The organism is Novosphingobium sp. UBA1939, from assembly GCF_002336885.1.
GTDB lineage: Bacteria > Pseudomonadota > Alphaproteobacteria > Sphingomonadales > Sphingomonadaceae > Novosphingobium.
In genome coordinates, this window is sequence record NZ_DDFB01000005.1 from 70,892 (window position 1) to 86,393 (window position 15,502).

At 66.2% G+C, this 15,502-nt stretch carries 17 protein-coding genes and 1 tRNA gene; 8 read left to right on the top strand and 10 right to left on the bottom strand.

The features are described from left to right. Nucleotides 1-117: 117 nt before the first annotated feature. The 9 genes from B3547_RS00675 to tkt form a co-directional block, all read right to left on the bottom strand. On the bottom strand, nt 118-852 hold the full coding sequence (locus B3547_RS00675) for an ABC transporter ATP-binding protein (RefSeq protein ID WP_292959580.1): 735 nt from the start codon (nt 850-852) through the stop codon (nt 118-120). Then, on the bottom strand, nt 849-2,099 hold the full coding sequence (locus B3547_RS00680) for an ABC transporter permease (RefSeq protein ID WP_125955657.1): 1,251 nt from the start codon (nt 2,097-2,099) through the stop codon (nt 849-851). Before B3547_RS00680 ends, B3547_RS00675 begins: the two co-directional genes overlap by 4 nt. Further along, nucleotides 2,096-3,106, bottom strand: coding sequence for an efflux RND transporter periplasmic adaptor subunit (locus tag B3547_RS00685; RefSeq protein ID WP_292959581.1), 1,011 nt, complete (start codon nt 3,104-3,106; stop codon nt 2,096-2,098). The genes B3547_RS00680 and B3547_RS00685 overlap by 4 nt, the downstream gene beginning before the upstream one ends. 112 nt (nt 3,107-3,218) lie before the next feature. Then, complete coding sequence (gene thiE / locus B3547_RS00690) at nt 3,219-3,863, bottom strand: thiamine phosphate synthase (RefSeq protein ID WP_125955661.1); 645 nt, start codon at nt 3,861-3,863, stop codon at nt 3,219-3,221. Between the two features lie 43 nt (nt 3,864-3,906). Beyond that, the gene (locus B3547_RS00695) at nt 3,907-4,404 is read right to left on the bottom strand and encodes a hypothetical protein (RefSeq protein WP_292959582.1); all 498 of its coding nucleotides are present in this window, start codon (nt 4,402-4,404) and stop codon (nt 3,907-3,909) included. Nucleotides 4,405-4,503: 99 nt separating this feature from the next. After that, nucleotides 4,504-5,400, bottom strand: a complete 897-nt coding sequence (locus B3547_RS00700; protein ID WP_292959583.1) for a fructose bisphosphate aldolase — start codon at nt 5,398-5,400, stop codon at nt 4,504-4,506. Nucleotides 5,401-5,516: 116 nt separating this feature from the next. Continuing rightward, nucleotides 5,517-6,707, bottom strand: a complete 1,191-nt coding sequence (locus B3547_RS00705) for a phosphoglycerate kinase (protein ID WP_292959584.1) — start codon at nt 6,705-6,707, stop codon at nt 5,517-5,519. Between the two features lie 117 nt (nt 6,708-6,824). After that, on the bottom strand, nt 6,825-7,832 hold the full coding sequence (gene gap / locus B3547_RS00710; RefSeq protein WP_292959585.1) for a type I glyceraldehyde-3-phosphate dehydrogenase: 1,008 nt from the start codon (nt 7,830-7,832) through the stop codon (nt 6,825-6,827). Between the two features lie 19 nt (nt 7,833-7,851). Further along, nucleotides 7,852-9,819, bottom strand: coding sequence for a transketolase (gene tkt / locus B3547_RS00715; protein ID WP_292959586.1), 1,968 nt, complete (start codon nt 9,817-9,819; stop codon nt 7,852-7,854). 175 nt (nt 9,820-9,994) lie between these two features. Here tkt and B3547_RS00720 point away from each other — a divergent pair, with 175 nt between their 5' ends. The 4 genes from B3547_RS00720 (at nt 9,995) to B3547_RS00735 (ending at nt 11,570) form a co-directional block, all read left to right on the top strand. Beyond that, nucleotides 9,995-10,210: a hypothetical protein gene (locus B3547_RS00720; protein ID WP_292959587.1), complete on the top strand. Its 216-nt coding sequence runs from the start codon at nt 9,995-9,997 to the stop codon at nt 10,208-10,210. Beyond that, nucleotides 10,207-10,530, top strand: coding sequence for a cell division protein ZapA (locus B3547_RS00725; RefSeq protein WP_292959588.1), 324 nt, complete (start codon nt 10,207-10,209; stop codon nt 10,528-10,530). The genes B3547_RS00720 and B3547_RS00725 overlap by 4 nt, the downstream gene beginning before the upstream one ends. A 240-nt stretch (nt 10,531-10,770) precedes the next feature. Next, the gene (locus B3547_RS00730; protein WP_292959589.1) at nt 10,771-11,352 is read left to right on the top strand and encodes a 5-formyltetrahydrofolate cyclo-ligase; all 582 of its coding nucleotides are present in this window, start codon (nt 10,771-10,773) and stop codon (nt 11,350-11,352) included. After that, entirely contained in the window at nt 11,349-11,570 is a 222-nt protein-coding gene (locus B3547_RS00735; RefSeq protein ID WP_292959590.1) for a DUF2842 domain-containing protein, read from the top strand. Before B3547_RS00730 ends, B3547_RS00735 begins: the two co-directional genes overlap by 4 nt. A 49-nt stretch (nt 11,571-11,619) precedes the next feature. Here the strand turns inward: B3547_RS00735 and B3547_RS00740 are convergent. Further along, nucleotides 11,620-11,696, bottom strand: a tRNA-Pro gene (locus tag B3547_RS00740). 159 nt (nt 11,697-11,855) lie between these two features. Between B3547_RS00740 and thyA the strand changes: the two genes are divergently transcribed. The 4 genes from thyA to B3547_RS00760 form a co-directional block, all read left to right on the top strand. Next, entirely contained in the window at nt 11,856-12,821 is a 966-nt protein-coding gene (gene thyA, locus B3547_RS00745) for a thymidylate synthase (protein WP_292959591.1), read from the top strand. Nucleotides 12,822-12,964: 143 nt separating this feature from the next. Further along, nucleotides 12,965-14,296 (top strand): 3-methyl-2-oxobutanoate dehydrogenase (2-methylpropanoyl-transferring) subunit alpha, encoded by a 1,332-nt coding sequence (locus B3547_RS00750; RefSeq protein WP_125955681.1) that lies wholly within the window; start codon nt 12,965-12,967, stop codon nt 14,294-14,296. A gap of 8 nt (nt 14,297-14,304) precedes the next feature. Next, on the top strand, nt 14,305-15,357 hold the full coding sequence (locus B3547_RS00755; protein ID WP_124807648.1) for an alpha-ketoacid dehydrogenase subunit beta: 1,053 nt from the start codon (nt 14,305-14,307) through the stop codon (nt 15,355-15,357). A 5-nt stretch (nt 15,358-15,362) separates the two neighbouring features. Continuing rightward, on the top strand, nt 15,363-15,502 hold a 140-nt coding region (locus tag B3547_RS00760), incomplete at its 3' end, for a biotin/lipoyl-containing protein (protein WP_292959595.1).

Below are 15,502 nucleotides of genomic sequence, written 5' to 3' on the forward strand. Positions count from 1 at the left end.
TTTCCTGACGAAGTTGACAAAGTTGACCCGGTCCAGCGGAAAGGATCGCCCCTTCCCCGCGCGGACTTCGCAGGCCCTGTTTGGCATGGTGCGGCGGATTAGGAAAGCGGGGCGCCGTTAGCCGTGCTGGCCCTCATGCTGACCCCCATGTTGACGGCGCACTTCCTCGACTCGCCCGTCGAGCATCGTCACGCGCACATCAGCCACTTCGGCAATGCCGGTATCGTGGGTGACGCAGACCACCGCCCGGCCCTGTTCGTGCGCCAACGTGCGGAACAGGTCGACCACGCGCGCCGAATTGGTGGAATCGAGATTGCCGGTCGGCTCGTCGCCCAGGATCAGCGCGGGATCGTTGGCCAATGCGCGCGCGATGGCGACGCGCTGGCGTTCGCCGCCGGAGAGCTTGTCGGGGGACTTCAGCACCTTTTCGCCCAGGCCCACGTCAGCGAGCAGCGTCCGCGCGCGCGCATCGGCCTCGGCGCTGGACAGCTTCCCGAGCCGGCGGATCGGCAGCATCACGTTTTCCAGCGCGTTGAATTCGGGCAGCAGGAAATGGAACTGGAACACGAAGCCGAAGTGTTCGAGCCGGATGCGCGCACGCTCGTCGCCCGAAAGCGGCGTCATGTCTCGTCCTTCGAACAGCAGCCGTCCCTGCGTAGGCCGGTCGATCAGGCCCAGCAGGTACAGCAGCGACGACTTGCCGCAGCCCGAAGGCCCGACGATGGCGGTGAAGCACCCGGGCTGGATGGCAAGGTCCGCGCCGTCCACCAGCGTCACCGGGGGATCGACCGGCAGCCGACGGGTAAGTCCTTCGGCGACAAGGACGGGCCGGTCCGGGGCGGGCGCGTTCACATCGCCCCCCGCAGGATGTCCACGGGATCGACCTTGGCCGATTTGCGCGCGGGCAGCCACGCCGCCACGCCGCCCGCCAGCAGCGAGGCCGCCGCTGCGATCAGGTATTGCCGGGGACTGCGGTCGATCGGGATCGACTGGTCCTCGCCCCCGATGGAAAAGCGCAGCGAACCGAGAATGCTCATCAGCGCATAGCCGAGCAACCAGCCCAGCAGCACGCCGATCACCGCCAGCGCAAGCCCTTCGACGACGAATACGATCTGCAGGTCCGCTTCCGAAAAGCCCATCGACCGCAGGATCGCGATGTCGCGCCGCTTGTCGGCCACGCTGTTGGAAACGGCGGTGTAGATGCCGAAGCTCGCCACCAGCAGGATCGCGGAAACCACGGTGTACATGATGATGTTGCGCGTCACCAACAGCGAGAGGAAATCGGACGAGCGTTCCTGCCAGCTTTCCGCCTTGTAGCCATAGCGTTGCTCCAGCGTGCGGGCGACATCCTGCGCGGTATAGGGATCGCTCAGCTTGATGCCGATGCGGTTGATGATGAACGGGCGGCCGAGCAGCGATTGCGCCTCGCGCAGCAGCATGTAGCCGTTGGACGAGCCGAGCTGCGAATTGCCCTTCTTGACCAGGCCGACGATGCGCAGCGAGCGCGTGGTGCCCGATGCCGCCGTCGCGCCGACGATGTCGCCCATGTTGAGGCCGAGCCGGCTGGCCAGTTCCTCGCCGATGATAACGCCACCCTGCACGCGCTCCAGATCGTCGAGATGCCCGGCGCGCAGCTTGTCGGAAATGGTGCTGACGCGGGATTCCAGCGCGGGATCGATGCCGATCACGCCCAGCGGCTCCTCGCGCCCGCCAAGCCGCAGCGTGACCGCACCCGAAAGGCTGGGCGAGACGACCGCGCCGGGGATGGCGGCGGCGCTGGCCATCACCGCCTGCCAGTCCTTGATACCGCGCACCTCGTTGCGGACCTTGTAGCCGTGCAGCACCACGGCGCCGTCGGGAAAGGCGCGCCGCCCCGGCTGCGGCGCCGGGCTGCGCAATTCGTCGGAAATGATGATGTGCGGGGCCACGTCGATCAATTGCCGCACGAAGTCGGCCTGGCTGCCGACCATCAGCGCCGACACCGCCAGGAAGAATCCGACGCCCACCGCCACGCCGCTGGTCGCCACCAGCGTTTGCCGCTGCCGCATCAGCAGGTGGCGCGAGGCGATGTGCAGCAGCAGGAGCAGGCGGCCGATCACGGGGTCTTGATCCTGACCTTCCGTCCTTCCGCGAGGTCGGCGGGCGGGGCGACGACCACCGTCTCGCCCGCGCGCAGCCCGCTCACGATCTCCACCATGTCGTTGGCCTCGATCCCGCGCCGCACCGTGCGGGCGTGGACCTGTCCGTCCGTCACCACCCACAGGCGATCGCCGGAAAGCGCGGTAGCCGGCACCAGCACCGCGCGTTGCGTGCTGCGCGTGACGACGTTGACCTCCAGCGTGATGCCCAGCGGCAGGTCGCCCGCGCTTTCGGGCAGCAGGCGCACGCGGAAGGCGCGGGCGTTGGGATCGCCGCTCGGGGTGACTTCATGGACGCGGGCATGGATCACGCGGCCGGGCCAGGCGTCGCTGGACATCAGCGCGTCCTGGCCGACGCGGACCCGGGTGATGTCGCGTTCGTCCACGGTCGCGGTGATGCGGATGCGCGCCGGATCGCCCAGCAGGATCAGCACGCGCGTGGGCGTGGCGAGATCGCCCGGCTCGACATCGCGCTTGGTAACCACGCCGTCGGTATTGGCGCGCACGACAAGCTGGTCGCGCCGGGCAACAGCGGTGCGTTCGCCGGCGCGGGCTGCATCGGCGCTGGCGACGGCCTGATCGCGCGCGGCGCGGGTCATCCAGCCCTGGCGATAGAGCGTTACCGTCCGGCGTTCGGTTTCCTCGGCCGCGCGCCGCTGCGCCGCCGCCTGATCGAGCAGGCCGCGTTGTTCGTCATCGACAAGGAGAACCAGCGGCTGGCCGCGCCGCACCCGGTCCCCTTCGGACACGAGCACTTGCGCCACTGGCGCGGTGATGCGGGCGGCGACCGATACCGGCTGCTGAGCCTCGACATAGCCGGTGGCATAGACGAGGTCCGCCGCCGGCCCGATCCGCGCCTTGGCGACCTCCACCGCGGGTGGCCGGGCCCGCCACGCGAGTCCGCCGGCTATAGCGCCCGCCAGCAGCAGTACCACCACGATCCAGACCAGCCAGCGCTTCCGTCCCACGCACCGTACCCCATGTCCGCCAGGGCCCACGCGCCCTTCGGATTCCCGGTCATTGGCGTGCTACGTGCGCCCGCGCCTTGCGTTGGGTCAAGCGCGGAACGGTGTTCGCTGCTTATTCGTCTTCTTCACGCCGGGGCGCGGCTGCGATGGCCGCCAGCAGGTCGCGCACGCCCTGCGCCTCGTCCCCGCCCCACACGGCGTGACTCACCGCGAGGAAATCGGCGCCCGCTGTGACCAGCGGCGCGCAATTGGCGGCGGTGATGCCACCGATGGCGACGCAGGGCAGTTCGAACAGGGTGGACCACCAGGTCAGCAGGTCCGGTTCGGGACGGTGCTCGGTTTCCTTGGTGGTGCTGGGGAAGAATGCGCCGAACGCGACGTAGTCCGCCCCGGCCTCGCCCGCTTCCATGGCGAGGTGGCGGCTGGCGTGGCAGGTCACGCCGATCTGCGCGTCACGCCCCAGGCGCTGGCGCGCTTCCTGCGGATCGCCGTCCTTCTGGCCCAGATGAACCCCATCGGCACCGAGCCGCTTGGCCAGGCTGACCGAATCGTTGACGATGAACGCCACGTCGCGGTCGGCGCAGATACGCTGGAGCGGTTCGGCCAGCCGCGCGGCGGCATGATCGTCCACGTCCTTGACGCGGAACTGGAACGCGGCGACCGGCCCGGCGTCCAGCGCGCGGACCAGCCGTTCGGGAAAGGTGCCCGAGACATCGAGCGGGGAGATGAGATACAGTTCGCTGGCGGGTTGCGTCATCGGCGCGCTCTACCGCCGTTGCGGGGCGGCGGCAATCACAAGGTCAATCTTCGAAACGCACGCCCTGCGCGGCCAGCACGGCATCGAAAGCGGCGGGATCATCAAGCCTGATCATGACCGCATGAACCGGGCGCCGATCCGCCAGCGGCGGCGAGAGCACCAGCATCCGGTTCGGATAGGCCAGGGGCACGAGATTGCGCACACCCGCTTCCTTGTGCGCGCCCGACGGCCAGCTTCTGCGCACAACCGCAATAGCACCCAGCGGCACGCTGATCTGCCGCAGCGAACCGGCGCGGAGCAGCAAGCTCCCTTCGGCAAGCACATGGGGTAGCCGCGCCATCGACCGTATCCACCGCACGATCCAGGCGAGAGACGCCGCGGTCAGCGCGGTCAGTGGCCAGGCCAGCCATGGCCAGCGCAGCGCAACGAGAAGATGGACCACGACAAGCTCGATCGACGCCAGCCCGAACAGCACCCACGCCATGGGCGCCACGCCGCGATGATAGGCAAAGGTGGACGATGAACGTGCCGGTCCGGTCATGGCTTCTCCCCGGCTATCGGTCTCCCGACAGCAAGACGCCCCTCCCCCGCTTTGCGGGGCGAGGGGCGGCCTTTCCCATCCTCTGCAATCGATAGATCGTCAGGCGGACTTGACGGTCGAACCCGTAAAGATTTCGTCAATGGCGCCGGCCAGCGAGGCATCGAATTCCGCGTCGGTCATCTGATGGCGAAGGTCTTCGAGCAGCGCACGGCTAAAGCTGGCGATGATCCCCGCGTTCTTCGCCAGTTCGACGCAGGCTTCGGGGCGCTTGTAGCCGCCCGACAGCGCGACGACGCGCAGCACCTTGGGATGGGCAACGAGCGGATCGAACGTGCCCGGCACGATCGGCAGGGACAGCTTGAGCATGACCTGCGTGCCTTCGGGCAGTTCGTCCAGGTTCTTGAGGATTTCCGCGAGCAGGATCGTGTCGCACGCAGCGCGGGTCTCGCTCTTGATGTTCACTTCGGGTTCGATGATCGGCATCATGCCATGCGCGAGCACCTGCTTGCCGACTTCGAACTGCTGCTTGACCACGGCGGCGATCCCGGCCGGGTTGGCCGAATTGATCACCGAACGTTCCTTGGTGCCATAGACGCCCAGCGCCTTGCTGCGTTCGAGCAGCGCATCGAGCTCGGGCATCGGCTTCATCAGCTGGACGCCGTCCTTTTCGTCCTCAAGCCCCTTGTCGATCTTGATAAAGGGCACCACGCCGCGTTCGATCAGCGCGGCGGGAACGGGCTTGCCGCCGGCATCGCCGTCCATCGTGCGTTCGAACAGGATCGCGCCGATCACCTTTTCGCCGGTGAACGCAGCCGAAGTGATGATGCGCGTGCGCATCTGGTGGATCAGGCCGAACATTTCCTCGTCCGTGCTCCACGCGCCTTCCTCGATGCCATAGCCCTTGAGCGCCTTGGGCGTCGAACCGCCGCTCTGGTCGAGCGCGGCGATGAAGCCCTTGCCGGAAGCCATCTTGGCGGTCATTTCAGTGACGTTCATGATCCCATCCTGTCCTGTGGCGCCTTCGGAAATCCAAGGATTTTCAAAAGCGCATACCTATGCACAAACTTCATTTGAAAAGGCGTCCGTCTTGCAACGAACGCCTTGGAAAAGGTTTACCGGCCGAGCGCGGCGACGCCTGGCAGTTCCTTGCCTTCCATCCATTCGAGGAAAGCGCCGCCGGCGGTCGACACGTAGCTGAAGTCGCCACCGACGCCCGCGTGATTCAGCGCGGCGACGGTATCGCCCCCGCCCGCCACCGAGATCAGCGATCCTTCGCGGGTCAGCGCGGCGGCGGTCTTCGCCAGCGCAACCGTGGCCGCGTCGAACGGTTCGGTCTCGAACGCGCCCAGCGGACCGTTCCAGACCAGTGTGCGGCAGGTCTTGAGCACGTCGGCCAACGCCTCGACCGCGGCCGGGCCGACATCGAGAATCATCTCGTCCGCGGCGACTTCGTGCACGTTGCAGGTGCGCAGGCTGGGCGGATTGGCGGCGAATTCCTTCGACACCACCACATCGTAAGGCAGGTGGACGGTGCAGTTGGCCTTGTCGGCATTGTCGAGGATTTCCTCGGCGGTGCCGGTAAGGTCATGCTCGCACAGCGATTTGCCCACGTCCACGCCGCGCGCGGCGAGGAAGGTGTTGGCCATGCCGCCGCCGATGATGAGGTGATCGACCTTGCCGACCAAGTGCTTGAGCACATCGAGCTTGGTCGAAACCTTGGCCCCGCCGACCACGGCCGCGACCGGCGACTGCGGATTGCCCAGCGCCTTTTCCAGCGCCTCAAGCTCGGCCTGCATCGCGCGGCCGGCAAAGGCCGGGAGAACGTGCGCCAGCCCCTCGGTGGACGCGTGGGCGCGGTGCGCGGCGGAAAAGGCATCGTTCACGTAGAGATCGCCAAGGCTGGCAAAGCGTTCGACCACGGCGGGATCGTTCTTTTCCTCGCCACCGAAGAAGCGGGTGTTCTCCAGCACGGCAATGTCACCGGGTTGCAGCGCCGAGACGGTGGCCTTGTCGCCTTCCCAGTCCACGTACTTGACCGGGCGGCCCAGCACGTGCGCGAGCGACGCAACGACCTGCTTCAGCGAGAACTCTGCCGAAGGCTGGCCCTTGGGGCGGCCGAAGTGGGCGAGAACCAGCACCACGGCGCCCTTGTCGGACAGCTCGGTCAGCGTCGGCACCGCCGCGCGCAGGCGGGTGTCGTCGGTCACCGCGCCGTCGGCCATGGGCACGTTCAGATCCTCGCGGACCAGCACGGCCTTGCCGGAAACATCACCGATATCGTCCAGCGTCTTGAACACGGTCATTCTTCGGTCCTCGCGTCATCGCCTCAAGCGCTCACCCCCGTTCGTGTCGAGCCCTTCGACTGCCCGCAGGGCGGGCGCTCAGGGCTCGAACCGAACGGGGGTGGATACGATACTTGACTAGAGCAGCTTCCCCATCACGCCGGCGGTATCGAGCATCCGGTTCGAGAAGCCCCATTCGTTGTCGTACCACGAAAGCACGCGCACCAGCTTCCCTTCGAGCACCGCGGTTTCGAGGCTGTCGATCGTCGACGAGTGCGGATCGTGGTTGAAGTCGATCGAGACCAGCGGTTCGTCGGTGAAGCCCAGCACGCCCTTCAGCGCGCCTTCGGCGGCGGCCTTGAGCAAGCCGTTCACTTCCTCGACCGTGGTATCGCGCTTCGGCGTGAAGGTCAGGTCCACGACCGAGACGTTCGGGGTCGGCACGCGGATCGACGAACCGTCGAGCTTGCCCTTGAGATCGGGCAGAACCTCGCCCACGGCCACGGCGGCGCCGGTGCTGGTGGGGATCATGTTCATCGCGGCGGCGCGGGCGCGGCGCGGGTCCTTGTGTATCTGGTCGAGGATCTTCTGGTCGTTGGTGTACGAATGGATCGTGGTCATCAGGCCACGCTCGATGCCGATCGATTCATGCAGCACCTTGGCCATCGGCGCGAGGCAGTTGGTGGTGCACGAGGCGTTCGAGACGATCTTGTGATCGGCGGTCAGCTTGTCGTGGTTCACGCCAAACACGACGGTGAGGTCTACACCCTTGGCCGGAGCCGAGATCAGCACACGCTTCGCGCCCGCGTCGAGGTGCTTCTGGCCGCCGGCGCGATCGGTGAAGAAACCGGTGCATTCCAGCGCGATGTCGATGCCGTTGGCGGCGTGCGGCAGGTTGGCCGGGTCTTTCTCGGCCGTCACCTGGATGCGCTTGCCGTTGACGATCAGATCGCTGCCGTCGACGGAGACATCGCCCGAGAAAGCGCCGTGGACGCTGTCGCGCTTGAACAGCAGCGCGTTGGCCTTGGCATCGGCCAGGTCGTTGATCGACACGAGTTCAAGGCCGCAGTCAGGCCGTTCGAGGATGGCGCGCGCGACATTGCGCCCGATACGTCCGAAACCGTTGATCGCAACCTTGATCGCCATGTCAGCTTCTCCTGATAAATTACGAAATTCGTGAAAGAATCTTGGGAACGATCTTGTCGACCGCAAAGCCGAAGTGATCGAACAGCACTTCGGCCGGAGCGGAGGCGCCGAACGTGTCCATGCCGATGGTCAGGCCATCGCCGACATATTTCTGCCAGCCCAGCGTGACGCCGGCCTCGATCGATACCTTCAGCACATCGGCCGGTAGCAGGTCGGTGCGGTAGGCGGCGTCCTGTTCGTCGAACAGTTCCCAGCACGGGACCGAAACGACATCGGCGCCGATGCCCTGCGCTTCGAGCGTGGCGGCCACGTCCTTGGCAAGCGCGACTTCCGAACCGGTTGCCAGCAGCACGACCTTGCGCGCGGCTTCGGCGGAAACGAGGCGATAGGCGCCCTTCGCGCTCTTCATCTCGGTATCGAACCGCAGCGGCGGCAGGTTCTGGCGGGTGAGCGCGAGGACGGTGGGGCGATCCTTTTTGGCCAGCGCGATCGCCCAGGCTTCCGCCGTTTCGATGGCGTCGGCCGGCCGGAACACCAGCAGGTTCGGGATCATGCGCAACGACATGACGTGCTCGACCGGCTGGTGGGTCGGGCCGTCTTCGCCCAGGCCGATCGAATCGTGCGTGAACACATAGACCACGCGCTGATGCTGGAGCGCCGAGAGGCGCACCGCGTTACGGCAGTAGTCCGAGAACACCAGGAACGTGCCGCCATAGGGGATCACGCCGCCGTGCAGCGCCATGCCGTTCATCGCGGTGGCCATGCCGAATTCGCGGATGCCGTAATAGACGTAGCGGCCGGCGTAATTGTCCGCGTTGAACGGCGCGGTCGACTTGGTCTTGGTGTTGTTCGAACCGGTCAGATCCGCCGAGCCGCCGACCATTTCGGGAATCGCGGCGGTCAGGGCTTCCAGCGCCATTTCGCTGGCCTTGCGGGTCGCGACCTTAGGCGGGTTGGCGATCAGCGACTGGATATAGGCGTCGAAGCCGGTCTCGGCGGGCAGTTCGCCGGCCATGCGGCGGGCGAGTTCGGCGGCCTGCGGATGGCTGGCGGCGCGGGCTTCCCAGTCCGTGCGGGCGGTCTTGCCCGCCGCGCCGGCAGCGCGCCAGTTTGCAAGGATGTCCGCCGGAATTTCGAACGGCGCCGCCGTCCAGCCGAGGTATTCGCGCGCGGCGGCGATTTCGTCGGCACCCAGTGCCGCACCATGCACGCTGTGGCTACCCTGCTTGTTGGGCGCACCCTTGCCGATGATCGTGCGGCAGGCGACCAGCGAGGGGCGCGGATCGGCAGCGGCTTCCGTCAGCGCGCGGGCGATGTCGGCGAAATCGTGCCCGTCGCACGAACCGACATGCCATCCCGTGGCGGCATAGCGGGCAAGGATGTCCTCGCTCGTCGACAGCGAGGTATCGCCGTCGATAGTTATCTTGTTGTCGTCCCACAGCACGTTGAGACGGCCAAGCTTCAGCGTGGCGGCAAGGCCGATCGCCTCGTGGTTGATGCCTTCCATCAGGCAACCATCGCCCGCCACCACCCAGGTTCGGTGATCGACCAGGTCATCGCCGAACGTGGCGTTGAGATGGCGCTCGGCCATCGCCATGCCCACGGCCATGGCCAGGCCCTGCCCCAGCGGGCCGGTAGTGCATTCCACGCCTTCGAGCAGGAAGTTTTCCGGGTGCCCGGCGCAGGGGCTGGTCATCTGCCGGAAGTTGCGGATGTCGTCCATCGTCGGCGCTTCGTACCCGGTCAGGTGCAGCAGCGCGTAGATCAGCATCGACCCGTGGCCGGCCGACAGCACGAAACGGTCACGATCGGACCATTTCGGCTGGGACGGATCGTGCTTAAGGAACTGCGTCCACAGCACGGTGGCGACGTCGGCCATGCCCATGGGCATTCCGGGATGGCCTGAATTGGCTGCCTGAACCGCGTCCATGGCAAGCGCACGGATCGCGTTGGCCATGGGAGCCAGCGCGGAGGGATCGCGTGTCATCGCTTGAAAAAGGCCCTTCCCTGTCGCGCCATCGCGCGAATTCCTGATGATTCGGAGCGGGGCCTCTTTGATCACGGGACCGTTGCAGGTCAAGCGAACGGTCGCACAATGATACAGTTGGGGAACAATTCCCGCGATATATTGCGACGCCAACCATTTATGCTAGCGCTTGTTCATGGCGACCGAAGCATTGAACGCAGCGCTCGACCAGATCGAGCAAGCCTTGGGCCGGCTGGAAGCGGGAGTCGTCGCGCTGCGCACGGCCGCTTGCGCCGAAAGTGAGGCCACCGTTGAACTGAAGGCCTTGAAAACCCGGCATCGCAAGCTGAAGGACAAGGTGGCGGAAGAGCTGCAACAGCTCGATCTGCTGCTGGCAGGCATTCCCAAATGAGCAACGTATCGCTCCAGATCGGGGGCCGCCCGTTCACTGTCGCCTGCGCCGAGGGCGAGGAAGCGCATCTCGAAATGCTGGGGCGGATGATCGACGAGCGCGTGCGCAAGCTGGGCGCGGCCGCCGGACAGAGCGAATCGCGCATGATGCTCTATGCCGCGCTGTTCCTGGCCGATGAGCTGCACGAGGAGCACCGCAAGGCGCCTCCTCCTGCCGGGGAGGCCCCTCCCGCCGAAGCGCCCGCCAGCGTGGTCGCGCGGGTGCAGGCGCTGGCCGAGCGCGTGGAAAAACTGGCGCAGCAGATCGAACAGCCATCTTGAGCCCGGGGCACGGACGCCCTACATCAGGGGCGACGGGATCTGCCCGGCACGAGCCGCATGAAACATCCCTGAGGCTATAAGCAATCCACGGGGGCTGTCCCTGCCCTGGCCCTGGCCAGTGGTACATGGTCCCCACCTGACGTTGAGGCGTCAGAGGATTTTCCCGGAAACCGACCCATGGTGGACCCGTCACCCCCATCCCCGTCCATGACCCAACCGCCTTCCCCCGCTGAAACCGCCATGGCCAAGACGGCCTTGCGCAAGGAACTGCGCGCCGCGCGCCGCGCGCATGTCGCCGCGCTGGACCCGCGCGTGCGCGCGCTGATGCTGATGCGGCCACCACGCCCCGTGGCCGATCTGGTGCAGCCGGGGCAGGCCGTGGGCCTCTACATGGCCAACGCGGAAGAGGCGCCGGCAGGTGGCTACGCCCGGTTCTTCCACGATGCCGGCCACACTATCGCCCTGCCCCACTTCGCCACGCGTGCAGCGCCCATGCGCTTTCGCGCCTGGGCCAGCCCCCACCTCGATGATTTGCTGGAGCCGGGGCCTTACGGCACGCTCCAGCCCACGGACACGGCGCCGATCGTCGTGCCTGATGTCCTGTTCGTGCCGCTGGTGGGCTTTACCGCCGACGGCGGTCGGCTGGGTCAGGGCGGCGGGCATTATGATCGCTGGCTGGAAGCGCACCCCGGAACGAAGGCGATCGGCCTTGCCTGGGATTGCCAGCTGGCCGACGACCTTCCGCGCGAACCGCATGATCGGCCCTTGCTCGCCGTGGTCACGCCGACACGGCTCTATGGCCCGTGGGAGGAGCATCGATGAAGCCGGGCGAGACAAAACCGACGTGGCGCAAGCCTGTGGGGATTCTGGCGCTATTCATCGCGCTGCTGGTTTATGCCGTGATCGTGGCCGGGCTTTCGACGCCGATCGGCAGGCTGCCGGTGCTGGTGCAGACGCCGATCTACATCGTGCTGGGCACGATCTGGCTGTTGCCGCTGCGGCGCTATCTGATCTGGATGGAAACGGGCCGCTGGCGCTGAGGCCCCGCGCCGCCGCAAAGCGGCTTCACGCGCTAAAAATGAAGTGAAATGGTCGGGGAGAGAGGATTCGAACCTCCGGCCCCTGCCTCCCGAAGACAGTGCTCTACCAGGCTGAGCTACTCCCCGACCGATCCGCCGCCGGTCACCCGGCTGCGAGGCAGGCGCGCCCTATAGGCGGCGGTTCCACGGGTGGCAAGCGGGCAATCGAAAAGTTTTTCCACATTCTCGCCGGCCAAAATTCAGCCTCCCTTTGCGCCCGCCGCGATCGCGGCCTAGGTTCGGCGTATGGCTTCCGTCCTCCGTTCCGATTCCCCGCCTTCGCGCGAAGCGCCGCATTACGAATGGCAGTATCTCGACCTGATGCGCCGCATCTGGGAACAGGGCGACGAGCGGGTGGATCGCACCGGAATCGGCACGCGATCGGTGTTCGGCGCCGAACTGCGGTTCGATCTCTCGGACGGACGCGTCCCCCTGCTGACCACCAAGCGCGTGTTCTGGAAGACCGCCACGCGCGAATTCCTGTGGTTCCTGACCGGCGACACCAATATCCGCGCGCTCTGCGCGCAGGGCGTGGAAATCTGGACCGATTGGCCGCTCGACCGCTACCGCCGCGAAACCGGTGATCCGATCAGCCGCGCCGACTTTTCCGCGCGGATCGTCGCTGACGAAGCCTTCGCCGCGCAGTGGGGCGATCTCGGCCCGGTCTATGGCAAGCAATGGGTCGACTGGCCGGTATATGAGCCGGACGGCCTGGGCGCGTTCCGGCGGCGCGATCAGGGCGTCAACCAGGTGGCCGATGTCGTGCGCAGCCTGCGCACCAATCCCGGCAGCCGCCGCCATATTGTCGAAGGCTGGAACGTGGCCGAGCTTGACGCCATGGCCCTGCCGCCGTGCCACAAGACCTACCAGTTCCACGTCTCGGGCAACCGCCTGTCGGGGCTGCTCTATCAGCGCAGTTGCGACGTGGCGCTGGGGCTGCCGTTCAACCTGTGGGGCGCGGCGCTGTTCCTGCGCATGCTGGCGCAGCAGTGCGATCTGGAGCCGGGTGAACTGGTGTGGATGGGCGGTGACGTGCATCTCTACCTCAACCATGCCGATCTGGTGGAGGCGCAGATCGCGCGGACGCCTGCGGGCGATCCCCGGCTGGACATCACGCGCCGGCCGGATTCGATGTTCGACTACCGCATCGAGGACTTCGTGGTGCGCGATTACCAGCCCGCCGCGCACATCGCGGCACCGGTCGCGGTATGAGGTGACATGAAGTCGTACTTGTTTCTCTTGTGCGCAGCTTTGAAATAAAATAACATCGTTGAGTAATTTTGCACCGGACGGATCGCGACCGCGAGTCGCGCGTTCAAGCGTGCGGGAGAGACATCGATGCTGGATCTGCGAGCATGACCGACGCGGGCGCCCCCGGGGCGACGGGAACCCAAGGGCACGGCAACCTGCCGCCCTTGTCGCTACACGTACCCGAACCGAAATTCCGGCCGGGTGACACGGTCGATTATAGCCACATCAAGGTTCCCCCGGCGGGGGCGCAGCCCCGGCCCGACGAAAGCTGCGCCGCGTCCGAAACGCATCCGCTGTGCCTCGATCTCGTGCGCGTGCTCGATGACGAGAACCGCGCGGTGGGGCCTTGGAACCCGAAGCTGGATGCCGAAACGCTGCGGCGGATGCTCCGCATGATGGCGCTGACGCGCGCGTTCGACGATCGCATGTATCGCGGGCAGCGACAGGGCAAGACCAGCTTCTACATGAAGTGTACCGGCGAGGAGGCCACCTCGATCGCCCCGGCGATGGCGCTGGCGCACGATGACATGGTGTTCCCCAGCTATCGCCAGCAGGGCATCCTGATTACGCGCGGTTATCCGCTGGTCGAGATGATCAACCAGATCTATTCGAACCGCGCGGACAAGCTGAAGGGGCGCCAGCTCCCGATCATGTATTCGGCGCCGGAGCATGCGTTCTTCACGATCTCCGGCAACCTCGCCACGCAATACCCGCAGGCGGTGGGCTGGGCCATGGCCAGCGCGATCAAGGGTGACACCCGGATTGCTGCCACCTGGATCGGCGAAGGATCGACGGCGGAGGGAGATTTCCATTCCGCGATGACCTTCGCCGCCGTTTACAACGCGCCGGTCATCTTCAACGTCGTGAACAACCAGTGGGCCATTTCCAGCTTCTCGGGCTTTGCCGGGGCGGAACGGACCACCTTTGCCGCGCGGGCCATCGGCTATGGCATCGCCGGGCTGCGCGTGGACGGTAACGATCCGCTGGCGGTCTATGCCGCGACGCAATGGGCCGCGAACCGCGCCCGTGCCAACGCCGGACCGACGCTGATCGAACATTTCACCTACCGTGCCGAAGGGCATTCGACCTCGGACGATCCCACCCAATACCGGTCCGCGCAGGAACGCGAGGAATGGCCGCTGGGCGATCCCGTCACGCGCCTGCTGCGCCATCTGATCGCTCTGGGCGAATGGTCGGAGGAACAGCACGCGGCGATGGACCGCGAACTGGTCGATCTGGTCAAAGCCGCCACGCGCGAGGCGGAAAAGAACGGCGTGCTGGGCCACGGCCTGCACCACCCGTTCCATACGATGTTCGAGGACGTGTTCGAGGAACTGCCCTGGCACCTCAGGGAACAGAGCGAGCAGGCGATCCGCGAACGGCGGATCAAGTGGCCGGAATGGTCGGACGAAAGCTGGCGGGAGAATGGCCGGTGAGCGAACCGATGATCGAGGAAGCGCCCGTGTCACTTTCCGAAGCGCCGACGCGGCGGCTGAACATGATCGAGGCGATCAATGACGCGCTCGACCTGATGATGGAACGCGATCCCGATGTGGTCGTGATGGGCGAGGACGTCGGCTATTTCGGCGGCGTGTTCCGCGCGACGGCAGGCCTGCAGAAGAAGTACGGCAAGACGCGCGTGTTCGATACGCCGATCAGCGAATGCGGGATCATCGGCGTGGCCGTGGGCATGGGCGCCTATGGCCTGCGCCCGGTGCCGGAAATCCAGTTCGCCGACTATATCTATCCGGGTCTGGACCAGCTCGTCTCGGAAGCGGCACGGCTGCGCTACCGCTCGGCCGGCGGCTTCATCGCCCCGCTGACGGTGCGATCGCCGTTCGGCGGCGGCATCTTCGGCGGGCAGACCCACAGCCAGAGCCCCGAGGCGCTGTTCACCCACGTCGCCGGGATCAAGACGGTGGTGCCCAGCACCCCGCACGATGCCAAGGGTCTGCTGATCGCCGCGATCGAGGACAACGACCCGGTGATCTTCTTCGAGCCGAAGCGCATCTACAACGGCCCCTTCAACGGCTATTACGACAAGCCGGTGGAGCCGTGGAGCCGCCATCCCGACAGCGCGGTGCCCGAAGGGTACTACTCGATCCCGCTCGGCAAGGCGCGCATTGTGCGCCCTGGTGAGGCGGTGACGGTGCTGGCCTATGGCACGATGGTCCACGTGGCCGAGGCGGTACTGCGCGAAAAGGGCGTCGATGCCGAGATCATCGACCTGCGCACGCTTGTTCCGCTCGATATCGACACGATCGAGCAATCGGTGCGCAAGACGGGCAAGTGCCTGATCGTCCACGAAGCGACGCGCACCTCCGGCTTTGGCGCCGAACTCTCCGCGCTGGTGCAGGAACGCTGCTTCTATCATCTCGAGGCGCCGATCGAGCGCGTGACGGGTTTCGACACGCCTTATCCGCACAGCCTTGAATGGGCCTATTTCCCCGGTCCCGTCCGCATTGGCGAGGCGGTCGATCGTCTTCTGAAAGCGTAAGCACGATGGGCAAGTTCATTTTCCGCCTCCCCGACATCGGAGAAGGCATCGCCGAAGCCGAAATCGTCGCCTGGCACGTCCAGATCGGCGACCGGATCGAGGAAGACGGCCGCGTGGCCGACATGATGACCGACAAGGCCACGGT

Excerpts from the sequence above, each read along its gene's own strand:
- thiE (WP_125955661.1), bottom strand. The coding sequence starts at position 3,863 with ATGACGCAACCCGCCAGCGAACTGTATCTCATCTCCCCGCTCGATGTC.
- B3547_RS00695 (WP_292959582.1), bottom strand. The coding sequence starts at position 4,404 with ATGACCGGACCGGCACGTTCATCGTCCACCTTTGCCTATCATCGCGGC.
- B3547_RS00700 (WP_292959583.1), bottom strand. The coding sequence starts at position 5,400 with ATGAACGTCACTGAAATGACCGCCAAGATGGCTTCCGGCAAGGGCTTC.
- B3547_RS00705 (WP_292959584.1), bottom strand. The coding sequence starts at position 6,707 with ATGACCGTGTTCAAGACGCTGGACGATATCGGTGATGTTTCCGGCAAG.
- gap (WP_292959585.1), bottom strand. The coding sequence starts at position 7,832 with ATGGCGATCAAGGTTGCGATCAACGGTTTCGGACGTATCGGGCGCAAT.
- tkt (WP_292959586.1), bottom strand. The coding sequence starts at position 9,819 with ATGACACGCGATCCCTCCGCGCTGGCTCCCATGGCCAACGCGATCCGT.
- B3547_RS00720 (WP_292959587.1), top strand. The coding sequence starts at position 9,995 with ATGGCGACCGAAGCATTGAACGCAGCGCTCGACCAGATCGAGCAAGCC.
- B3547_RS00725 (WP_292959588.1), top strand. The coding sequence starts at position 10,207 with ATGAGCAACGTATCGCTCCAGATCGGGGGCCGCCCGTTCACTGTCGCC.
- B3547_RS00730 (WP_292959589.1), top strand. The coding sequence starts at position 10,771 with ATGGCCAAGACGGCCTTGCGCAAGGAACTGCGCGCCGCGCGCCGCGCG.
- B3547_RS00735 (WP_292959590.1), top strand. The coding sequence starts at position 11,349 with ATGAAGCCGGGCGAGACAAAACCGACGTGGCGCAAGCCTGTGGGGATT.
- thyA (WP_292959591.1), top strand. The coding sequence starts at position 11,856 with ATGGCTTCCGTCCTCCGTTCCGATTCCCCGCCTTCGCGCGAAGCGCCG.
- B3547_RS00750 (WP_125955681.1), top strand. The coding sequence starts at position 12,965 with ATGACCGACGCGGGCGCCCCCGGGGCGACGGGAACCCAAGGGCACGGC.
- B3547_RS00755 (WP_124807648.1), top strand. The coding sequence starts at position 14,305 with ATGATCGAGGAAGCGCCCGTGTCACTTTCCGAAGCGCCGACGCGGCGG.